At 69.9% G+C, this 16,149-nt stretch carries 17 protein-coding genes; 11 read left to right on the top strand and 6 right to left on the bottom strand.

The window, feature by feature from the left end; all coding sequences use genetic code 11:
• The first annotated feature begins 174 nt into the window (after window positions 1-174).
• Window positions 175-768, top strand: a complete 594-nt coding sequence (locus tag AC1VNM_RS05550) for a sigma-70 family RNA polymerase sigma factor (protein WP_483106148.1) — start codon at window positions 175-177, stop codon at window positions 766-768.
• On the top strand, window positions 768-1,481 hold the full coding sequence (locus tag AC1VNM_RS05545) for a ChrR family anti-sigma-E factor (protein ID WP_483106147.1): 714 nt from the start codon (window positions 768-770) through the stop codon (window positions 1,479-1,481). Before AC1VNM_RS05550 ends, AC1VNM_RS05545 begins: the two co-directional genes overlap by 1 nt.
• Here AC1VNM_RS05545 and AC1VNM_RS05540 read toward each other — a convergent pair.
• The 5 genes from AC1VNM_RS05540 to AC1VNM_RS05520 form a co-directional block, all read right to left on the bottom strand.
• Entirely contained in the window at window positions 1,444-1,911 is a 468-nt protein-coding gene (locus AC1VNM_RS05540) for a DUF2177 family protein (RefSeq protein ID WP_483106146.1), read from the bottom strand. The genes AC1VNM_RS05545 and AC1VNM_RS05540 overlap by 38 nt on opposite strands.
• Before the next feature lie 13 nt (window positions 1,912-1,924).
• Window positions 1,925-2,626, bottom strand: coding sequence for a DUF6134 family protein (locus AC1VNM_RS05535; protein WP_483106145.1), 702 nt, complete (start codon window positions 2,624-2,626; stop codon window positions 1,925-1,927).
• The gene (locus AC1VNM_RS05530; RefSeq protein ID WP_483106144.1) at window positions 2,623-3,450 is read right to left on the bottom strand and encodes a DUF1295 domain-containing protein; all 828 of its coding nucleotides are present in this window, start codon (window positions 3,448-3,450) and stop codon (window positions 2,623-2,625) included. The genes AC1VNM_RS05535 and AC1VNM_RS05530 overlap by 4 nt, the downstream gene beginning before the upstream one ends.
• A 10-nt stretch (window positions 3,451-3,460) precedes the next feature.
• Window positions 3,461-4,522, bottom strand: coding sequence for an SAM-dependent methyltransferase (locus AC1VNM_RS05525; protein WP_483106143.1), 1,062 nt, complete (start codon window positions 4,520-4,522; stop codon window positions 3,461-3,463).
• Between the two features lie 142 nt (window positions 4,523-4,664).
• Entirely contained in the window at window positions 4,665-6,608 is a 1,944-nt protein-coding gene (locus AC1VNM_RS05520; protein WP_483106142.1) for a WD40/YVTN/BNR-like repeat-containing protein, read from the bottom strand.
• A gap of 434 nt (window positions 6,609-7,042) precedes the next feature.
• On the opposite strand from AC1VNM_RS05520, the gene AC1VNM_RS05515 reads away from it, so the two are divergent.
• Complete coding sequence (locus AC1VNM_RS05515; protein WP_377155411.1) at window positions 7,043-7,447, top strand: RidA family protein; 405 nt, start codon at window positions 7,043-7,045, stop codon at window positions 7,445-7,447.
• A 166-nt stretch (window positions 7,448-7,613) separates the two neighbouring features.
• The gene (locus AC1VNM_RS05510; protein ID WP_483106141.1) at window positions 7,614-8,108 is read left to right on the top strand and encodes a GNAT family N-acetyltransferase; all 495 of its coding nucleotides are present in this window, start codon (window positions 7,614-7,616) and stop codon (window positions 8,106-8,108) included.
• A 33-nt stretch (window positions 8,109-8,141) separates the two neighbouring features.
• Here the strand turns inward: AC1VNM_RS05510 and AC1VNM_RS05505 are convergent, their stop codons facing one another.
• Entirely contained in the window at window positions 8,142-8,606 is a 465-nt protein-coding gene (locus AC1VNM_RS05505) for a 5-carboxymethyl-2-hydroxymuconate Delta-isomerase (RefSeq protein WP_483106140.1), read from the bottom strand.
• 31 nt (window positions 8,607-8,637) lie between these two features.
• Between AC1VNM_RS05505 and trhA the strand changes: the two genes are divergently transcribed.
• The 7 genes from trhA to AC1VNM_RS05470 all read left to right on the top strand — a co-directional run bounded on the left by trhA (window position 8,638) and on the right by AC1VNM_RS05470 (window position 16,030).
• Complete coding sequence (gene trhA, locus AC1VNM_RS05500; protein WP_377155414.1) at window positions 8,638-9,309, top strand: PAQR family membrane homeostasis protein TrhA; 672 nt, start codon at window positions 8,638-8,640, stop codon at window positions 9,307-9,309.
• Window positions 9,310-9,331: 22 nt separating this feature from the next.
• The gene (locus AC1VNM_RS05495) at window positions 9,332-9,799 is read left to right on the top strand and encodes a nuclear transport factor 2 family protein (RefSeq protein WP_483106139.1); all 468 of its coding nucleotides are present in this window, start codon (window positions 9,332-9,334) and stop codon (window positions 9,797-9,799) included.
• Between the two features lie 233 nt (window positions 9,800-10,032).
• A complete protein-coding gene (locus tag AC1VNM_RS05490) occupies window positions 10,033-10,923 on the top strand; it encodes a hypothetical protein (protein WP_483106138.1) in 891 nt (296 codons plus the stop codon).
• 109 nt (window positions 10,924-11,032) lie between these two features.
• Window positions 11,033-11,587, top strand: a complete 555-nt coding sequence (locus AC1VNM_RS05485) for an ECF-type sigma factor (RefSeq protein ID WP_483106137.1) — start codon at window positions 11,033-11,035, stop codon at window positions 11,585-11,587.
• Between the two features lie 27 nt (window positions 11,588-11,614).
• Window positions 11,615-14,608 carry a serine/threonine-protein kinase gene (locus AC1VNM_RS05480; RefSeq protein WP_483106136.1) on the top strand — a complete coding sequence of 998 codons (2,994 nt, stop codon included), beginning with the start codon at window positions 11,615-11,617 and terminating at the stop codon, window positions 14,606-14,608.
• A 90-nt stretch (window positions 14,609-14,698) separates the two neighbouring features.
• Entirely contained in the window at window positions 14,699-15,403 is a 705-nt protein-coding gene (locus AC1VNM_RS05475; protein ID WP_483106135.1) for a phosphatase PAP2 family protein, read from the top strand.
• A gap of 147 nt (window positions 15,404-15,550) precedes the next feature.
• Window positions 15,551-16,030, top strand: coding sequence for a hypothetical protein (locus AC1VNM_RS05470; protein ID WP_483106134.1), 480 nt, complete (start codon window positions 15,551-15,553; stop codon window positions 16,028-16,030).
• Window positions 16,031-16,149 lie beyond the last annotated feature (119 nt).

The following is a 16,149-nucleotide window of genomic DNA, read 5'->3' as shown; positions in this document are numbered from 1 at the left end:
GCAAGCCGAGCGATGATCCGGGACGCCGTTCGCCGCGTAAGAGCGTCCATGGGCCCCCTGCGACGCGACGACCCCCCCTCGGCTCCGGCCACCCCGCCGGACGCCGCGTCCGTGTCATCGTCCCCTGCGTCGACCGCCGTGTCGGCCGCCAGGTCCTCGCCGAAAGCCCGCCACTTGAAGATCGTCCCGATCGATCCCGACCGCAGCGCGTCGCCGCCCCCCACCGGGGACGACTGGCCGGCGCTGATGCGCCGCGTGGCCGAGCTGCGGGACCGGGAGGCCTTCGGCCGGGTGTTCTCGCACTTCGCGCCGCGGGTGAAGAGTTACCTGATCCGCACCGGCAGCACCGACGGCGCGGCCGAGGACCTGGCGCAGGACGCGCTGGTGATGGTCTGGCGCAAGGCCGCGCTGTTCGATCCGGCGCAGGCGGCCCTCTCGACCTGGATCTTCACGATCGCACGCCGGCTGCGCATCGACGCCGCGCGGCGCCATCAACTGGACGGCGCCGGCGACGAATGTTTCGAATTCGACCGGCTCGAGGCCGACCAGCCCGGTGTCGCCGACCACGTCGAGGCGACACGGCTGTCCCGTCGCGTGCGCGAGGCGCTCAACCGTCTCCCGCCCGAGCAGGCCCAGGTCTTGCGCCTGTCCTTCTACGACGACGAACCGCATGCCCGCATCGCGGCCGAACTCGGCCTGCCGCTGGGCACCGTCAAGTCGCGGATCCGGCTGGCCGTGGCGCACCTGCGCCGGCTGGTCGATCTCTGATGTCCCGAATCCCGTTGCCCTCCCCGACCATGCTGCCGCCCCTCGACATCCGCCATCACCCCGCCGACGAGCTGCTGCTCTCCCTCGTCAGCGGCGCGCTGCCGATCGGTCTGCAGTTGGTAACGGAAACCCACCTGGAGCTGTGCCCGGCCTGCCGGGAGCGGGTGGCAATGCTGCGCGCCCTCGGCGGCGTGGTGCTCGAGGAACAGCCCGAAGCGCCCCTGCGCGAAGACGCGCTGGCGAGGGCCTTCGATCGCATCGATCAGCTGGAGCAGGCCGAGCGCGCCGCGGGCACCCCGACGCCGCGCAAGGTGCCGGCCCCGCCGCCGCTGCCCGCGGGCGCGGTCTGGCCGAAGGCCCTGGAAGGCTGCAGCGCGACGCGCTGGCGCTGGATCGGCCCCGGCATGCGCTGGAGCCGCGTGACGGTGCCGGACTCGCCGGAAGCCAACGTCTTCCTGCTGCGCATCGGCGCCGGCAAGTACCTGCCGCAGCACACGCACCGCGGCACCGAGCTGACGCAGATCATCTACGGTCGCTTCCACGACGGCCGGGCGCTGTTCGGGCCGGGCGACTTCGACCTCGCCGACGGCGAGGTCCACCATCAACCGGTGGTGCAGGACGGCAGCGAGTGCATCTGCGTGGCGGCCGTCGAAGGCCGCCTGCATTTCGACGGGCTCATCGCCCGCTGGTTCGGATCGCTCGTCGGCATGTAGCCGCGGTGATCGCCGCGCCGGCGCCCGAGGCGACGCCGCTGACGATCGCGCCCCAGACCAGGTCGATGGCGGTCACGTGCCAGGGCCAGTCGCGCAGCGTGGCCTGGTTGGTGAAGTCGTAGGTCGCGTAGGCGAGGAAGCCGAACAGCGCGCCGCGCCAGAACGCCACGATCGGATGGCCCTCGGCCAATGCCGGCGCCACGGCGAAGAACACGAGTCCGACGATGTACAGCGGATAGAACACCGCCACGGCGCGCCAGTCGACGGTGGGCGCCATCAGGTGGCCGATGGCCGGTTGATAGAGCGCGCCGGAAGTGGCACTCAGCCAGACCGCGTCCATCGCCAGGAAGACGACCAGCGTCATCAGGTAGGCCAGCGGCCAGCGCCAGGCCGGCGCGCGCGTTGGGATGGAATCTTCTCGCAAGCTCATGGGGGTCTCCGGTTCAAGGCAGGCGGTACGTCAGCACGCGATCGCCCTTGACCTGCGCATCGAGGCCAAGCCATCGACCATCCGTCCGATCACGCCACAACGTGAGCACCTGACGGGCCGGCGCGGATTTGCCGGACGAAGGCGCCGTCGACGTGATCCGCCACCTCGACGCGTCGACGTCGCGGCCGCCTGCGGGGATGGCCGCGTCGGGCAGGCGCTCGATGTGGACTTCGTCCACCTCGCCGGTCTGCGGATTCAGCAAGCGCTGCTGACGAATCAGCGCGGGATTCCAATACGCGTAACTCATGAGGCAGGCCGGCTCGCCGGGCATGGCGGAGGCCAGACGCCGATCGACTTCGACCGGCTTTCCGTCGTCGTCGGTGCGGCTGCGGATCTCCTGCAGGCAATCGCCGCGCCAGCGCTCGCGGGCCTCGTGGCGATAGCGGAAGACGTTGATTCCGAGCAGCCTCACGTCGAAGGCGGCGTTGCTGGTGACCTCGCGCGCCTCGGCCGGGCCGTCGACGGTGAAACGATGCGTGCCGATCGGCTTGCCATCGAGGCGCACCTCGAAGTTCCAGCTCTCGGCCCGGGCGAGCGCGGCGGGCCCGACAGCGCCCATGGCCACAAGGGCAACGAAGGCCGCAGCAGCAGCGGCACCTCGGGATGCTCGCGGCGATGGTGCCGCACTCATTGCCGAACTCATTGCCGCGGTCATCGGACGTCTCCGCGCTTAGGCGGCCACGGGATGAAGGCGCTCGTGCGCGCGATGTAGTCGCGATAGGCGGGGCGGCGCTCGCCGATGTCCTTCTCCAGCAGCGTCACGCCGGAAACGCGCAAGAGCAGGAAGGTCATCAACAGCGGCGAGGCCAGCACCCACGCGCCCGCCCATCCGCCGGCGGCCCACCCCATCACGCCCAGGCCCCACCACACGCAGGTTTCGCCGAAGTAGTTGGGGTGGCGCGAATAGCGCCACAGGCCGCCGTCCATCACTCGCCCGTGATTGGCCGGATCGCGGCGGAAGCGCGCGAGCTGCGCATCGGCGACCGCCTCGACCAGCAGACCGCCCGCCGCCAGCGCGGCACCGAGGCTGTCCCACACGCCCCAAGGCACGCTGCCCGGGTCGCCTGCCGCGTTGCTGGCGACAAGCATCGGCCAGCTGACGATCCATCCCAGCACCGCCTGCAGCAGGAACACGAGCCACAGGCTCTTGAGCGCGAAGTTCGGCTGATTGCGTGCCCGGATGGCTTGATAACGGCGGTCCTCGCCGTGGCCCCAATTGCGCACCGTCACGTAGACGCCGAGCCGCAACGCCCACGCGACCGTGATCGCCAGCATGACCTGGGCACGCGCGTCGCCGCCGGTCTTCCACACATAGAACGCGACGGGCACCGCGATGAACGCCGACCAGACGCGATCGGCGAGGCTCGCATCCCGCAGCGGGATGCTCGCGAGCCAAGTCGGCACCGCGATGGCGACGGCGATCAGCAGGCCGGTGAGACCCAGCGCGGGCAAGGCCGGCAGCGATTCGACAACTGACATGGCGTCGGCCTCAACGTCGGGGGGCGAAGAGGTAGTGACTGACCCACCACTGCTGCCCGCGGTCGTAGCCGAACAGTTCCTCGACGGACAGCAGGAAGAGCCGCCAGCGCTGCCACCACATCGGCGCGTCGGCGGCGCCGTAGACCGACTCGAACATCGGCCACAGGGCGCTGCGATGCGCGTCGAAGCGCTCCAGCCAGGCGGCGGCCGTGCGCGCGTAATGGCGCCCGTCCCAGCGCCAGCGGTCCAGCAGCGCGAGGTCGTCCTGGCACAGCAGCGCGAGGTCGTCGCTGGGCATCATCCCGCCGGAGAAGAAATGCTGGCTCATCCAGTCGGTGGCGTCGCGGACCTCGAAGGCGTACGGCGCCTCGCGGTGCGCGAAGACATGCATGAAGAAGCGGCCGTCGTCGCGCAGCCAGCCGGCGACCTTGCGGAAGGCGCGCGGCCAGTTGCGCAAGTGCTCGAACATCTCCACGGACACGACGCGGTCGAAGCGACGGTCCAGGCTGCCGTCCTCGCCGAACGCGTTGAAGTCGCAGGTCATCACGCGCAGGTTGTGGAGTCCACGCGCCTGGGCTTGCCCCTCGATGAAGGCGCGCTGCGACGCGGAGTTCGACACCGCCAGGATCTCCGCCGCGGGGAACCGCGCCGCCATCCACAGGCTCAGAGAGCCCCAGCCGCAACCGAGCTCGAGGATGGACTGCCCGTCGGCGAGCCCGGCGCGCGCCGCGGTCTCCTCGAGCGCCGCCTCCTCGGCGGCCTCGAGCGTGTCCACGCCCTCGGGCCACCAGCAGCAGCTGTACTTGCGCTGCGGGCCGAGCATCGCCTCGAACAGCGTGGCGGGCAGCTCGTAGTGCTGCTCGTTGGCCTTCTCGGTCTGCACGGCCAGCGGCGCGGCGCGCAGCGAGGCCAGGAAGGCCTGCGTCAGCGCCGCGGCCGTCTCGTGGTCGTGGTGATGCGATTCGTCGAGCCGCTGCCGCAGCAGGCGGCGGATGCCCAGCCGCACGGCGGCCTCCGGCAGCAGGCCGCGCTCGGCGAGCCGGACGGCGATCGAGGAGATGTCGAGATCCATGGAGACGACCGGAAGCAGAGGACGCTCCCTATACGCAGGAAGCGGCGATCTGGATCTCCGGCGTCGACCGATGCGTCGTCGGCTGCGGCCTGGTCGGCCGATGTGTCGACGGCTGCCGTGTCGTCGGTTGCTGCTTCGTCGGCTATTGCGGCGTGAAAACGAGATTCGCCGACACGTAGCTGATCGGCATGAACACGCCGCCGCCGACATACTGCAGCTGCAGTGTGTCCGCCTGCCCGCCGGACAGCGACCCGGTCACGCCCGGCGTGGTCGATGACCGGCGCACGCCCCCATAGAGCGCGCCGCCGGACTTGCCGGCCAGCAGGGTCAGGCCGTTCGCGCTGCTGGCCACGGCTGTCCAGGCGCCGGCGTCGGCCGTGGGCCGCCAGGACTGCCCGCCGTCCGGCGATTCATACAGCGCACCGCCGCTCGTGGCCGCCACGACATAACGGCCGTCCGACGACGTGGCGATCCCGCGCCAGTCGCGGCCCGTCGTCACGACTTCCCAGGTGGTGCCGAAATCGTCGGAGCGCCAGATGGCGCCGGTGTCGACCGTCGCGTACTGCCGCTGGCCGTCCGCGGACACCGCCGTGCCCCACCAGAACTGGGCCGAGGCCCGCGGGGTCCAGGTCACGCCGAAGTCGGTCGAGACATACAGCTGCGCGCCATTGGTGCCGGCGACCAGCACGCGCCCGTCGGCCGATGAACTGACGGTGCGCCAGGCGCGATTGCTGTCGCGTGCCGTCCAGTTGGTGCCGCCATCGGGCGACGTCCAGATCTGTCCGAGGTAGGCCGTGGCCACGAGGCGCTGGCCGTCCGCCGAACTGGCGACGGCGGACCACGCGCGGCTGCTGCCATCGTCGGACCAGCTCAGGCCGCCGTTCGTCGACAGATAAAGGGCGCCCCCGTTGGTCGACGCCAGGATCCGCAGTCCGTCGGAGGACATCGCGACACCGGACCAGGTCTGACCGACGAGCCGCAGCGTCCATTGAGAGCCGGTGTCATTGGAGGTATAGAGCTCGCCGGACGCCGAGGCGGCAACCTGCCGCGTGCCGTCGGCGGACACGGCGGTCGCGGCCCAGGTCCCGGTCGGCGCCTGAGGCGTCCAGGCCACCGTGTTGCCCCCGGGCAATCCGAGGGTCGAGATCCGCTGGCCGGCGTTCTGCGCGATCGTCCAGCCGCCGGCGCCGACTCCGGTGACCTTGATCCAGTCACCGACGACCGGAGAGGCCGGCAGCGTGATGACCACGGAAGCGTTCGAATTCGCCAGATAGCCGGTGTTCGATGCGGCCTGCACGGCGGCGCCGGTCACCTCCACCCAGCGCGTGTCGGCCGGGGCGGCGCTGCAGACGTAGGACGTGGCGGTGACTTCGCCGGCGTCCAGCACGCCGTTGCGGTTGGCATCCTGCCCCGACTGCACGCGCTGGCCGCCATAGGCGCAATTGGCGCCGGCCGATTCCGCGACGACCGCGACCAGGGCGTCGAGGCCGGAAGACCCCGAGGGGCCGGTCGGGCCGGTGGGGCCGGTGGGGCCCGTAGGACCGGTGGGGCCTGCGGAGCCATTCGACCCGTTCGAGCCATTGCTGCCGTCCGCCCCCCGGCAGACATAGGCGACGCTGCTGGCCTCGCTGTCTTCCAGCGCGCCATTGCCATTGGCATCCAGGCCGGCCAGCACGGCCGAGCCGCCTTGTGCGCAATTCGCGCCGGCGGCTTCCGCGCGGACGCGGACCAGCATGGCGGGCCCCGCGGCGCCGGGGCTGCCGGGGGTGCCGGCCAGGCCGTTGCAGACGTACTGCGTGCTGGACACCTCCGCGTCTGAGAGCACGCCATTCGAATTGGCGTCGCTGCCGGATTCAATGCGCGTGCCGCCCGCGGCACAGTGACTTCCTGCCGGTTCCGCGGCGACGCGCACCAAGGTCGCGACCGTGGTGCCGGGTGTTGCCTCCGGTACCGCATCCGGCTCGGAGCCGCCGCCACAGGCTGTCAGTGCCGTGGCGGCGCCCGCGATCATGGCCAGGATCAGCAGACGGGATGAACGGGTGGATGGCACGCCGCGCGCGCGACGGTCGGTGATGGCATGGAGCATGGCGGACTTCGATGCGCCTTCAGCCGCCGCACCATGCGACGCTCCCCCTGAGGCGCGAAACGCCGGAGTATCTTCAAGCGCCGGCCAGATTGGCGAACCACCCCTTCCGGCGGTAGGAAAAGTTACAGAAACTGTCGTGCGTCCGCCGCAGATGACGACCCGCGTGGCGGACCCATTGCGGCTTCATCGACTGGCTCGTTCTCCGGTACGCGTGGACGCGGACTGGGCGATCATGTCGCCGGCGCCTGCGCGACGAAGGCGCAGGGATGCGGTGTACGACAGACCGACGGTTTGGCACTGAAGCGATGCGCACCATCGCGTGCGTTCCATTGTTTGGTCGCTCCAAACACTGATTGTGCGGACTGCCTGTTTATCGGCGACCGCCGGATTCCTAAAGTGACTGCATCCGCAACCCCCTTGAAGGAACTCCGCTCATGCCCACCCGCGACGTCGTCTCCCCGCCCGACCGCCACGCCCTGTACGAGCTGCACCGCTACTCCCCCGCCATCCGTTCCAACGGCCTGCTGTTCGTGTCCGGCCAGGTCGGCAGTCGCGCCGACGGTTCTCCCGAGCCGGAGCTCGACGACCAGGTGCGTCTCGCGTTCAAGAACCTCAACGCCATCCTCGCCGCGGCCGGCTGCGGCTTCAAGGACGTCATCGACGTGACGGTCTTCATGGTGGACCCGCACACCCATTTCGAGCGCGCCTGGGAAGTCGCCGCGGAGTTCTGGGGCGAGGCGCCCTACCCGACCGCCACCGCGATCGGCGTCACGTGGCTTTCAGGCTTCCAATTTGAGATCAAGGTCATCGCCAAGCTGCCGGAAGCCACGCCCGCCTGAAGCGGCGATGTCGCGGCGATGTCGCGGCGATGTCGCGATAGCATCCAGCGCCCGTTCCCGCATGCGCAGCCGATGGCTGTCGTTTCGCGACTCGCCCCTCACCGGGTGGATCGCGAGCGTCACGCACATCCACGCGGCGGGAGATCTTGCGAACTGAATGCCCACGATGACCAGCCCTGCGCGACGCCTCGCCCGTCCTGAAGACCTCGAACCGGTCTTCGCGATCTACGCCCATCCGAAGGTCGTTCCCTACCTCACGTACGAGCCGATGAAGCTTGCGTCCTTCGTGCCGATCTTCGAGGAGCTCGTGCGCAGCGGTGCCTTCTGGATCTGGGACGTGGACGGCGAGATCGCCGGCTTCTACCGGGCGACGCGTTATCCGGGTCGCGTGAGTCACGTGCTCCTGCTGGGCACGCTGGCGGTCGATCCCGCACGCCATGGACAAGGCATCGGCCGGGCCATGATCGACGACGCCCTCCGCCACTTCCGCGCCGACGGCATCCGCCGCGTCGAACTCTACGCCGAGGCCGACAACGAGCAGGCGCTGGCGTTCTACAAGCGCCTCGGGTTCGTGGTGGAAGGAACGCTCAGGGACTTCTACAAGCGCGCGGATCAGGCGCACTACGTCGATGAGCATGTGCTGGGCTTGCTGCTGGTCTGAGTCCGATCTGACGGACTCGAAGCTCCGCGGCGCTCAACCGGCGATGACTGCCTTCGCGTAGGTCTCCCGCTGGATCTCGACGACCTCGACGGACACCTGGATGTGAAGTTCCGACGTGGCCGGAATGCAGGCCACCAGCGCCTTCAAGGCGATCGCCCCCATCTCGCGCCGCGTGTCGTCGCTGCGCCCGGTCAACACGGAGAGCGTGCCGGCCACGAAGGCGCGGCCGCGCGCTTCCACGCCGACGAGGAACTGCTCCGCCTGGAACGCCCGGCTCTTGATGTCGATTTCCTCGAAGTGACCCGACTCCGCGAGCGCGGCGTTCACCGCGGTGAGGCAGCGCCCCACATCGAGGTCGGTCAGGTTGGCGCTGTGATGAAGCGTGAAGTGAGGCAAGGCAATCTCCAGGGTTGAGCCATGATAGGTCTGGCTGTTTTTCAGCGTCGCCAGCGCCGCGAAAGACCTGTCCCCGACGGGCCCTCTGATGGCTGCGTGCATACTTGGAACGGTCAGCCCCTGGACCCGCTTCATGACCGACCGCCCCCTCCCCGCCGACCGCCCGCAGACCCTGGGCGAAGAGATCGCCAACGCCATCAGCCATGGCCTGGGGGCCCTGCTGGCGATCGCCGCCCTCCCCATCCTCGTGATCCGCGCGATGAATCACGGCGAGGTGGCGGACGTCGTGGCCGCGGCCATCTTCGCGTCCAGCGGCATCCTGCTGTACGGCATCTCCACGCTGTACCACGCCCTGCCCGCGAAGCTGGCCAACGGGCGGCTGAAGGCATGGCTGATGCGCCTGGACCATGCGGCGATCTACGTCTTCATCGCGGGCAGCTACACGCCCTTCACGCTGGGCGTGCTGCACTCGGGACCGGGCGTGACGCTGCTGATCGCCGTGTGGGCCGCGGCCGCCTTCGGCGTGACGATCAAGCTGCTGAACCGGCTGCGCCACCCGCTGGTGTCCACGGCGCTCTATCTCGCCATGGGCTGGGTGGTGGTCTTCGCCATCGGGCCGTTGATCGAGCGCACCCCGGGGCCAGGTCTTGCGCTGCTCGTGGCGGGCGGCCTGAGCTACACGCTCGGCGCGTTCGTCTTCCTGCTCGACAACAAGCTGCGCTACGCACACTTCGTCTGGCACCTGTTCGTGCTGGGCGGCAGCGTGTGCCACTTCTTCGCGGCGCTGTTCTACGCCTATGCGTAAAGCGGCCTGCCTGCTCGCAGCCGTGACGCTTGCAACCGCGGGTGCGGCGCGGGCGCAGTCCGTTCACCCCAGCATCCCGGATGCCGACCTGCCGGCCCTCATCGCCAAGCTGGACCAGCGCCACTTCGACGCCTTCAACCATTGCGACACGGACACGCTGCTGGCGCTCTACGCGCCGGACGTCGAGTTCTTCCATGACCTCAACGGGCGCGTCATGAACCGCGATCAGTTCATCCAGGCCGTCCGGAAGAACATCTGCGGCAAGCTGCAGCGGCGCGTGCTGGAAGGCACGATGGAGGTCTACCCCATGGCGAAGATCGGCGCCCTTCAGATGGGACGGCACTGCTTCGTGAAAGCCGGCGAGGCCGACTGCATCCAGCAGGGACGCTACTCCATCCTGTGGCGCTTCGACGGAACGAACTGGCAGATCGCCAGGGTGTTCAGCTACGACCATCGGCCGATGACGGGCGGCGCCGCGCCTGCGCCATGACGCGGTGGCATCGATCAGTGACGGGAAGGGGACGCTACGTCGCCCCACCGTCACAGCACCTGCTACCTCACTGAACGAAGTCCCGGACAGGCGCCGGACATCCGGCGTCCACGGACGACCGGATTCCTTGTCCCCTGCTTGAGGTTCCGGCCACTTGTCCGTCCTCGACCGCCGATCTCGTTCACCTTGGCAGGACGGCGTGTTGTTGCTCGCCGTCCCCAAGGGGGAGCGCGATGGACGAGTTGTTCAAGGGCCTGCTGACCGCGGGCACAGTGTTGCTGGTGATGGCGGCGGCGCGCCACGGCGGGCGCCGGGTGGCAGGTCTTGTCGCCGCGCTGCCGACGATCACCGCGCCGACGCTGGCCTGGCTGGCGCATGACGAAGGCATGGCCTTCGCGATCAGCGCCGCGATCGGCAGCGTCGCCGCCTGCGCGATGCTGGCGGTCTTCGCGCTGGGGTACGCACGCGCCGCCCGCTACGGCGGCGCCGCTGTCGCGCTGGCCTGCGGGCTGGGCGGCGCGATGGCCATGGCGCTGCCGGCGAAGGCGGCCAGTGCCGACCTCAGCGCCGCGTTGATGCTCGCGCTCGGCAGTTGCGCCGTCACCTTCGTGGCGATGCCCCGACTCGGGGCGGAGATCGTGTCGCGTCAGCGCCTCCCTCCACGGTCCGCCCAACGCCCCTACTCCCGGCACGACTCCCGGCCCTTCACCCGACCTGACAGCTCGATGTGGCGCTCGATGTGGCTCGTCGCCGCGATGGCGGGCGCGCTCACCGCGATCGCGACCCTCATCGGTCCGGCCATGGGCGGCTTCGCGGCCGGGTTGCTCTCGTCGCTGCCGCTGATCACCGGCCCGGTCGCCATGGCCGAACACGCCAACGGCGGACACCGCGCCGCCGCGCACTTCCTGCGCGGCTACGTCGGCGGGCTCTTCGGCAAGGCGGCCTTCGGCACCGTGTTCGTCCTGCTCGCTCCCCACACGGGGGCCCTCCCGGCGCTGTCCCTCGCCTGCGCCTGCGCATGCCTGCTGTCGACCGTGCGGCTGCGCCCGCCGCTTCCGGGCGCCGCCTCGCTGCCGATGCCGCCGATGCCACCGATCGCCCGCGCCTCACGCCGGACGGAGTGACACCAGATGAAACAAGCCCGTCAGAACTCGGGGACGCGCCGCCGTCCGGGCCGCGCGGAGCGCGCGCTACCATGGCCGTCACCAACCACGTTTTGGACGGAACCACGGCATGGGGGAAGTGACGCAGTTGATCGGACGGGCGCGCGAAGGCGACCGCAGCGCGTTCGACAGGATCTTCGAGCTGCTCTATCCCGAGCTCCGGCAGGTGGCCCACCGGCGGCTCTCGCGCGGTTCCGGCGATGGCCTGATGGCGACGACGGCGCTGGTCAACGAGTGCTACCTCAAGTTCCTGCAGCGCGATTCGCTGACGCCCTCGGACCGTGGCCACTTCCTGGCCTACGCGGCCACGGTGATGCGATCGATCGTCGTCGACGCGGCGCGCCAGGCGAAGACGGACCGCCGCGGCGGCGACGCCGAACAGGTCACGCTGAACTCCGAGCTCATCGGCGCCCTCCCCGCGGCGTCCGACGAGATCCTGGCCGTGCATGCCGCGCTGGAGGACCTCGGCCGTGTCGACGAGCGGCTGGGACGCGTGGTCGAGATGCGCTACTTCGGCGGCCTCGAGGACGAGGAGATCGCCGAGGCGCTGGGCCTGTCCGCGCGCACCGTGCGCCGCGACTGGGACAAGGCCCGGCTGCTGCTGGCCCACGCGCTGCGGGACTGACGACGCCGTCGCGGGTCGGATGAACGCATGACGACCCTCTCAAGATTCGAAGGCGACTGGCCCGCGATCAGCGCGTTGCTGGACGAGGCGCTCAACCTCTCGCCGACCGCGCGCAAGGCCTGGCTCGAAGGCCTGATCGGCGAACACGCCGTGCATCGCGAGGCGCTGCGCGCCCTGCTCGCGCATCAGGCCGAGGTCGAGACCGATGACTTCCTCGACACGCTGCCTCGCCTGTTCGCGGCAGACGGCCCGGCCGACAGGCCCTTGCCCTTCGACGGCGTCCTGCCGGGCAGCAGCGTCGGCGCCTACCGGCTGATCGCCGAGATCGGCCGCGGCGGCATGGGCACGGTGTGGCTCGCCGAACGGGCGGACGGCCTGATGCACCGGCGCGTCGCGCTGAAGTTGCCGCGCCTCGTCTGGGGCGACAGCCTGGCTGAGCGGATGGATCGGGAAAGGGAGATCCTCGAGACGCTCGAGCACGAACACATCGCCCGCCTGTACGACGCGGGCATCGACGCGCAGGGCCGGCCGTTCCTGGCGATGGAGCATGTCGACGGCGTGCCGATCGACGCGTACTGCCGCGACCGGGCGCTGTCGGTGCGCGAGCGGGTGGCGCTGCTGCTGCAGGTGATGGCGGCGGTCGGGCATGCGCATGCGCGGCTCGTCGTGCATCGCGACCTGAAGCCGAGCAACATCCTGGTGACGCCCGACGGCAAGGTGAAGCTGCTGGACTTCGGCATCGCCAAGCTGCTCGAAGGCGACAGCACGCAGCGCACCGCGCTGACCGAGTTCTCGGGCCGCGCGTTGACGCTGGACTACGCCAGCCCCGAGCAGATCCGTGGCGATCCGCTGGGCACGGCCAGCGATGTGTACAGCCTGGGCGTGGTGGCCTACGAGGTGCTGGCGGGGGTACGGCCGTATCGCCTCAAGCGCGGCAGTGCGGCGGAGCTGGAAGAGGTGATCGCCTCGGCGGACGTCCCGCGGGCCAGCAGCATTGCCAGCGCCGACAGCGCAAGCAGTGCCAGCACTGCCAGCGGGAGCTCGGATCCGTGGGCCGACCGCTCGCTGCGCAGGCAGCTGCGTGGCGACCTCGATGCGATCCTGGACCACGCGCTGAAGAAGTCCCCCACCGATCGGTATCCGACGATGGATGCCTTCGCGCAGGACCTGCGCCGCTGGATGGACGGCGAGCCGGTGCAGGCGCGACCCGATGGCGTCGCGTACCGCCTGGCCAAGCTCGTGCGACGACACCGGCTGCCGGTGATGGCCGGTGCCATCGCGACGGTGGCGCTGATCGGCGGCGCATCGGTCGCGCTGTGGCAGGCGCATCAGGCAGGACTGCAGGCCCAGCGCGCCCAGGCCGAAGCGGCCACCGCACAGGCCGTGCAGGGCTTCCTGGAAGGCGTGTTCCGCGCGAACACGGCCGACCAGGCCAACCCGGCGAAGGCCCGCGACACGACCGCGCGCGAGCTGCTGGACCGCGGCGCCGAACGCATCAATGCCGAACTCAAGGACGCACCCGCCGCACGACTGCGGCTGCTCACCGTGCTGGCCTCGATGTACCAGGACCTGGGTCTGAACGCGCGCGAGGTCGACCTGCAGCGTCAGCGCCTGAGCGTGGCGCGCGAGCTGCACGGTCCGGCCAGCGACGAGGCGGTACTGGCGATGGCGGCGTTGGCCAACGCATTGGCCCTGGACAGCAAGCGGAAGGAAGCCGCCGCGCAGTTGAAGGAGGCCACGGCCCTGCTGGATGCGCGCCAGGACAACAGCTCGCCGACGCGGCTGCAGGTGGAGATCGGCCAGGCCTCGCTGAACCGGCGCGCGGAACCGGAGCTGGCGATGGCCTTCGCCGAGCGCGCGCTGGCGATCGCCCGCCGCGGCCACTCCAACGCCGACCTGCTGCTGGTGCTGCACATCCTGGGCGATGCGGCCTTGTACGACCGGTCGTTCGAGCGCGCGCAGGCGGCCTACACGGAAGCCGTCCAGCTCTGCGAAGCGCATCCGCCGCTGGGGGCCGGCGAGCTGTCGCTGCTCTACGAATTCCTCGGCCACTCCCAGCGCGCGCTGGGCCGATACGCCGAAGCCGAGACCAGCATGCGCAAGGGCGTGGCGGCGGAGGTCGCGCGCAACGCCAACGCGGTGCGCGTGGCGGAGACGCAGACGCACCTCGCGATCTTCCTCAACCTGGGCGGGCGCTTCCGCGACAGCCTGACGGCGCTGGCGCCCGCCTGGCGTTGGAGTGAGACCGCGCCGGCCGATCTTCCGCAGCGCCGCTGGGTCCGCATGTGGCAGGCGCGCGCACTGGCGAACTACGGCCAGACGCAAGCCGCGCTGGCCGTCAGCAGCGACGACGTGGCCGTGCTTGGAAAGCCCCACCCGGCTGACGGCATGGACGAGCAGGCGCTGACGGACCGTGCAATGGCGTTGACGAGCCTTGGCCGATTGGCCGAAGCCCAGACCTTGCTGGAGCGCCAGAGACAGGCCACCCCCGCCGGCAAGCCGCCGGGCAGGCTCTACAGCCTGGCACTTCGACGCTGGCAGGTCCAGAGCGGCCAGGCGCGCGAGGCGCTGGCGGGCCTGCAGGCGCAGCGCGCCGCGAGAAAGGTGCCGCCCGCCCCCACCGCGAGTGAGCCCGTGACGGAGCAGGTCGAGTCCGCCTGGCTCGAACTGAACGCCGGTCATCTCGACGTGGCGCAAGCGCAGGCGCGGCAGGCGCTCGCCGCCATCGACAGCGGCGGGCATGCCGACTACCAACGGGACAACCAGGCCATCGCCACGCTGGTGCTGGGTCAGTCCTTGCTCCAGCAACGCAAGGCCGAGGCCGCCGCACCGCTGCTGCGGGACGCCGTGCGACTGCACCGGCAGCTCTACGACACGGCGCTGAGTCCCGCCGTGGCCGATGCCATCGACGCATTGGCGAGCGCCGAACGCGCGCTGCGCAACGACGCCGAGGCCAACCGGCTGATGGAGCAGGTCCGCACGATCCGTGCGGCTCAGCGAAGGCCGGTCGAGCGGCCATGATGGCGGGCAGCGGGCGGCGATGTCCGCTTCGGGATCGGGATCTCGTAATCAGGGATAGGCGGGTGAAGGCACCCGCGGCGGAGATCCCCGATGAGCTATCCGATCCCCTGGTCCGAAGGCCAGGCCACATCCGAACGCCGTGCCACATCTGAAGGCCCTGAACGCCGTTCCCCATCGGCCGCGCAAGCGCCGCGCTGGCGCCCCCTGCCCTGTGCCGTCGGAACGTCAGCCGCCTACGCTGCGCTGTACACGCTGTCCAACCAGCTGACCAGTCTGCGGACGGACGTGGGTGCCGGTGTGTTCGCGTGGGAACGCGCGATTCCCTTCGTGAGCTGGACGGTGGTGCCTTACCTGTCGATCTGCGTCTTCTTCGTGCTGTCGTTCTTCATCGACGCGGACGGCGATCGGCTGCGCCGCCATGTACTGCGGCTGCTCATCGTGCTGGTCGTGTCGGTGCTCTGCTACGCGGCGTTTCCGCTTCGCTTCACGTTCGAGCGACCGCCGACTGAGGGCGCGCTCGGTGTCATGTTCGATCTGCTCGGCCACTGCGACATGCCCTACAACCGCGCGCCGTCGCTGCACATCGGCGTGCTGGTGCTGATGTGGGCGCGCTTCGCGCCGGTGCTGCGCGGTGGGTGGGCCGTGGGCCTGCATGCGTGGTTCGCGCTGATCGGGGTCTCGGTGCTCACCACGTATCAGCATCACGTGCTGGATGTGCCGGCTGGGGCGGCGTTGGGCGTTGTGGCGATCCTTCTGACGGCACCGCCGCAGCGCCGAGCATCGTCCGCAACCTGATGGCCCCTCATACCTGGCACTTCCGATCTGGTGAGGCACACTGCGGACCTCTCAAATGAGCGCCTCGGGCCGAGCAACGCGCCCTGCGTTCAACCCACCTCATGCCTGCACCGTCGGCGTTCCGATGAATCGCCTGCCTTGACCCGTATGACTACAGACACCATTCAATCGACACCTCGCTGGCGGCGGACCTGGATCGCCGTGGTAGCGGGCATCGTCGCTCACTTCGGAGCGTCGATAGCGCTGCTGTACACGGTCTTCATCATCCGAGACCTGCTCGGCACATTCATCGAGCCTGGCCATCTGGACTGGCTCCTAGAGACAAGGGACACCAGGTCTGGCGGCTGGTTCGTCGTTCAGGCAGTCAGCCTCCTCAGCAGCGTCATTTCGGGACTCGTCGCAAGGATGTTGTCTCCGGCGCGGTCACAGGTCGCCATCGGCCTCCTGCTGCTTCTGGCGGTGGTCACGGTCTTCTTCGCTCAACTGCCGAGCCCGCGTTCGGCGCTGGTGGTCGGCATCTGGGCGCTGGTCACCCCCGTCGGGATCGTCATCGGCGCGTATCTGGCCAAGCGAGTATCGCGGGCGCCCGGCGCAGGCGACCGCCTGCCGGATGTCTCCGAGCGCTGAACCATAGGGAAGCCCGCGCCGAATCTCATCCGCCCCCGGCCGCCTTGACGGCGTATTTCACCGGCTTCATCACATCGCGGGGGTCAGGTCTTCACCTCGCTTCTAGCATCGGCGCATTC

The organism is Mitsuaria sp. MSU3D, assembly GCF_056867975.1.
The sequence above is the reverse complement of the archived record's forward strand: the minus strand, read 5'-3'. Positions and strand labels throughout refer to the sequence as shown.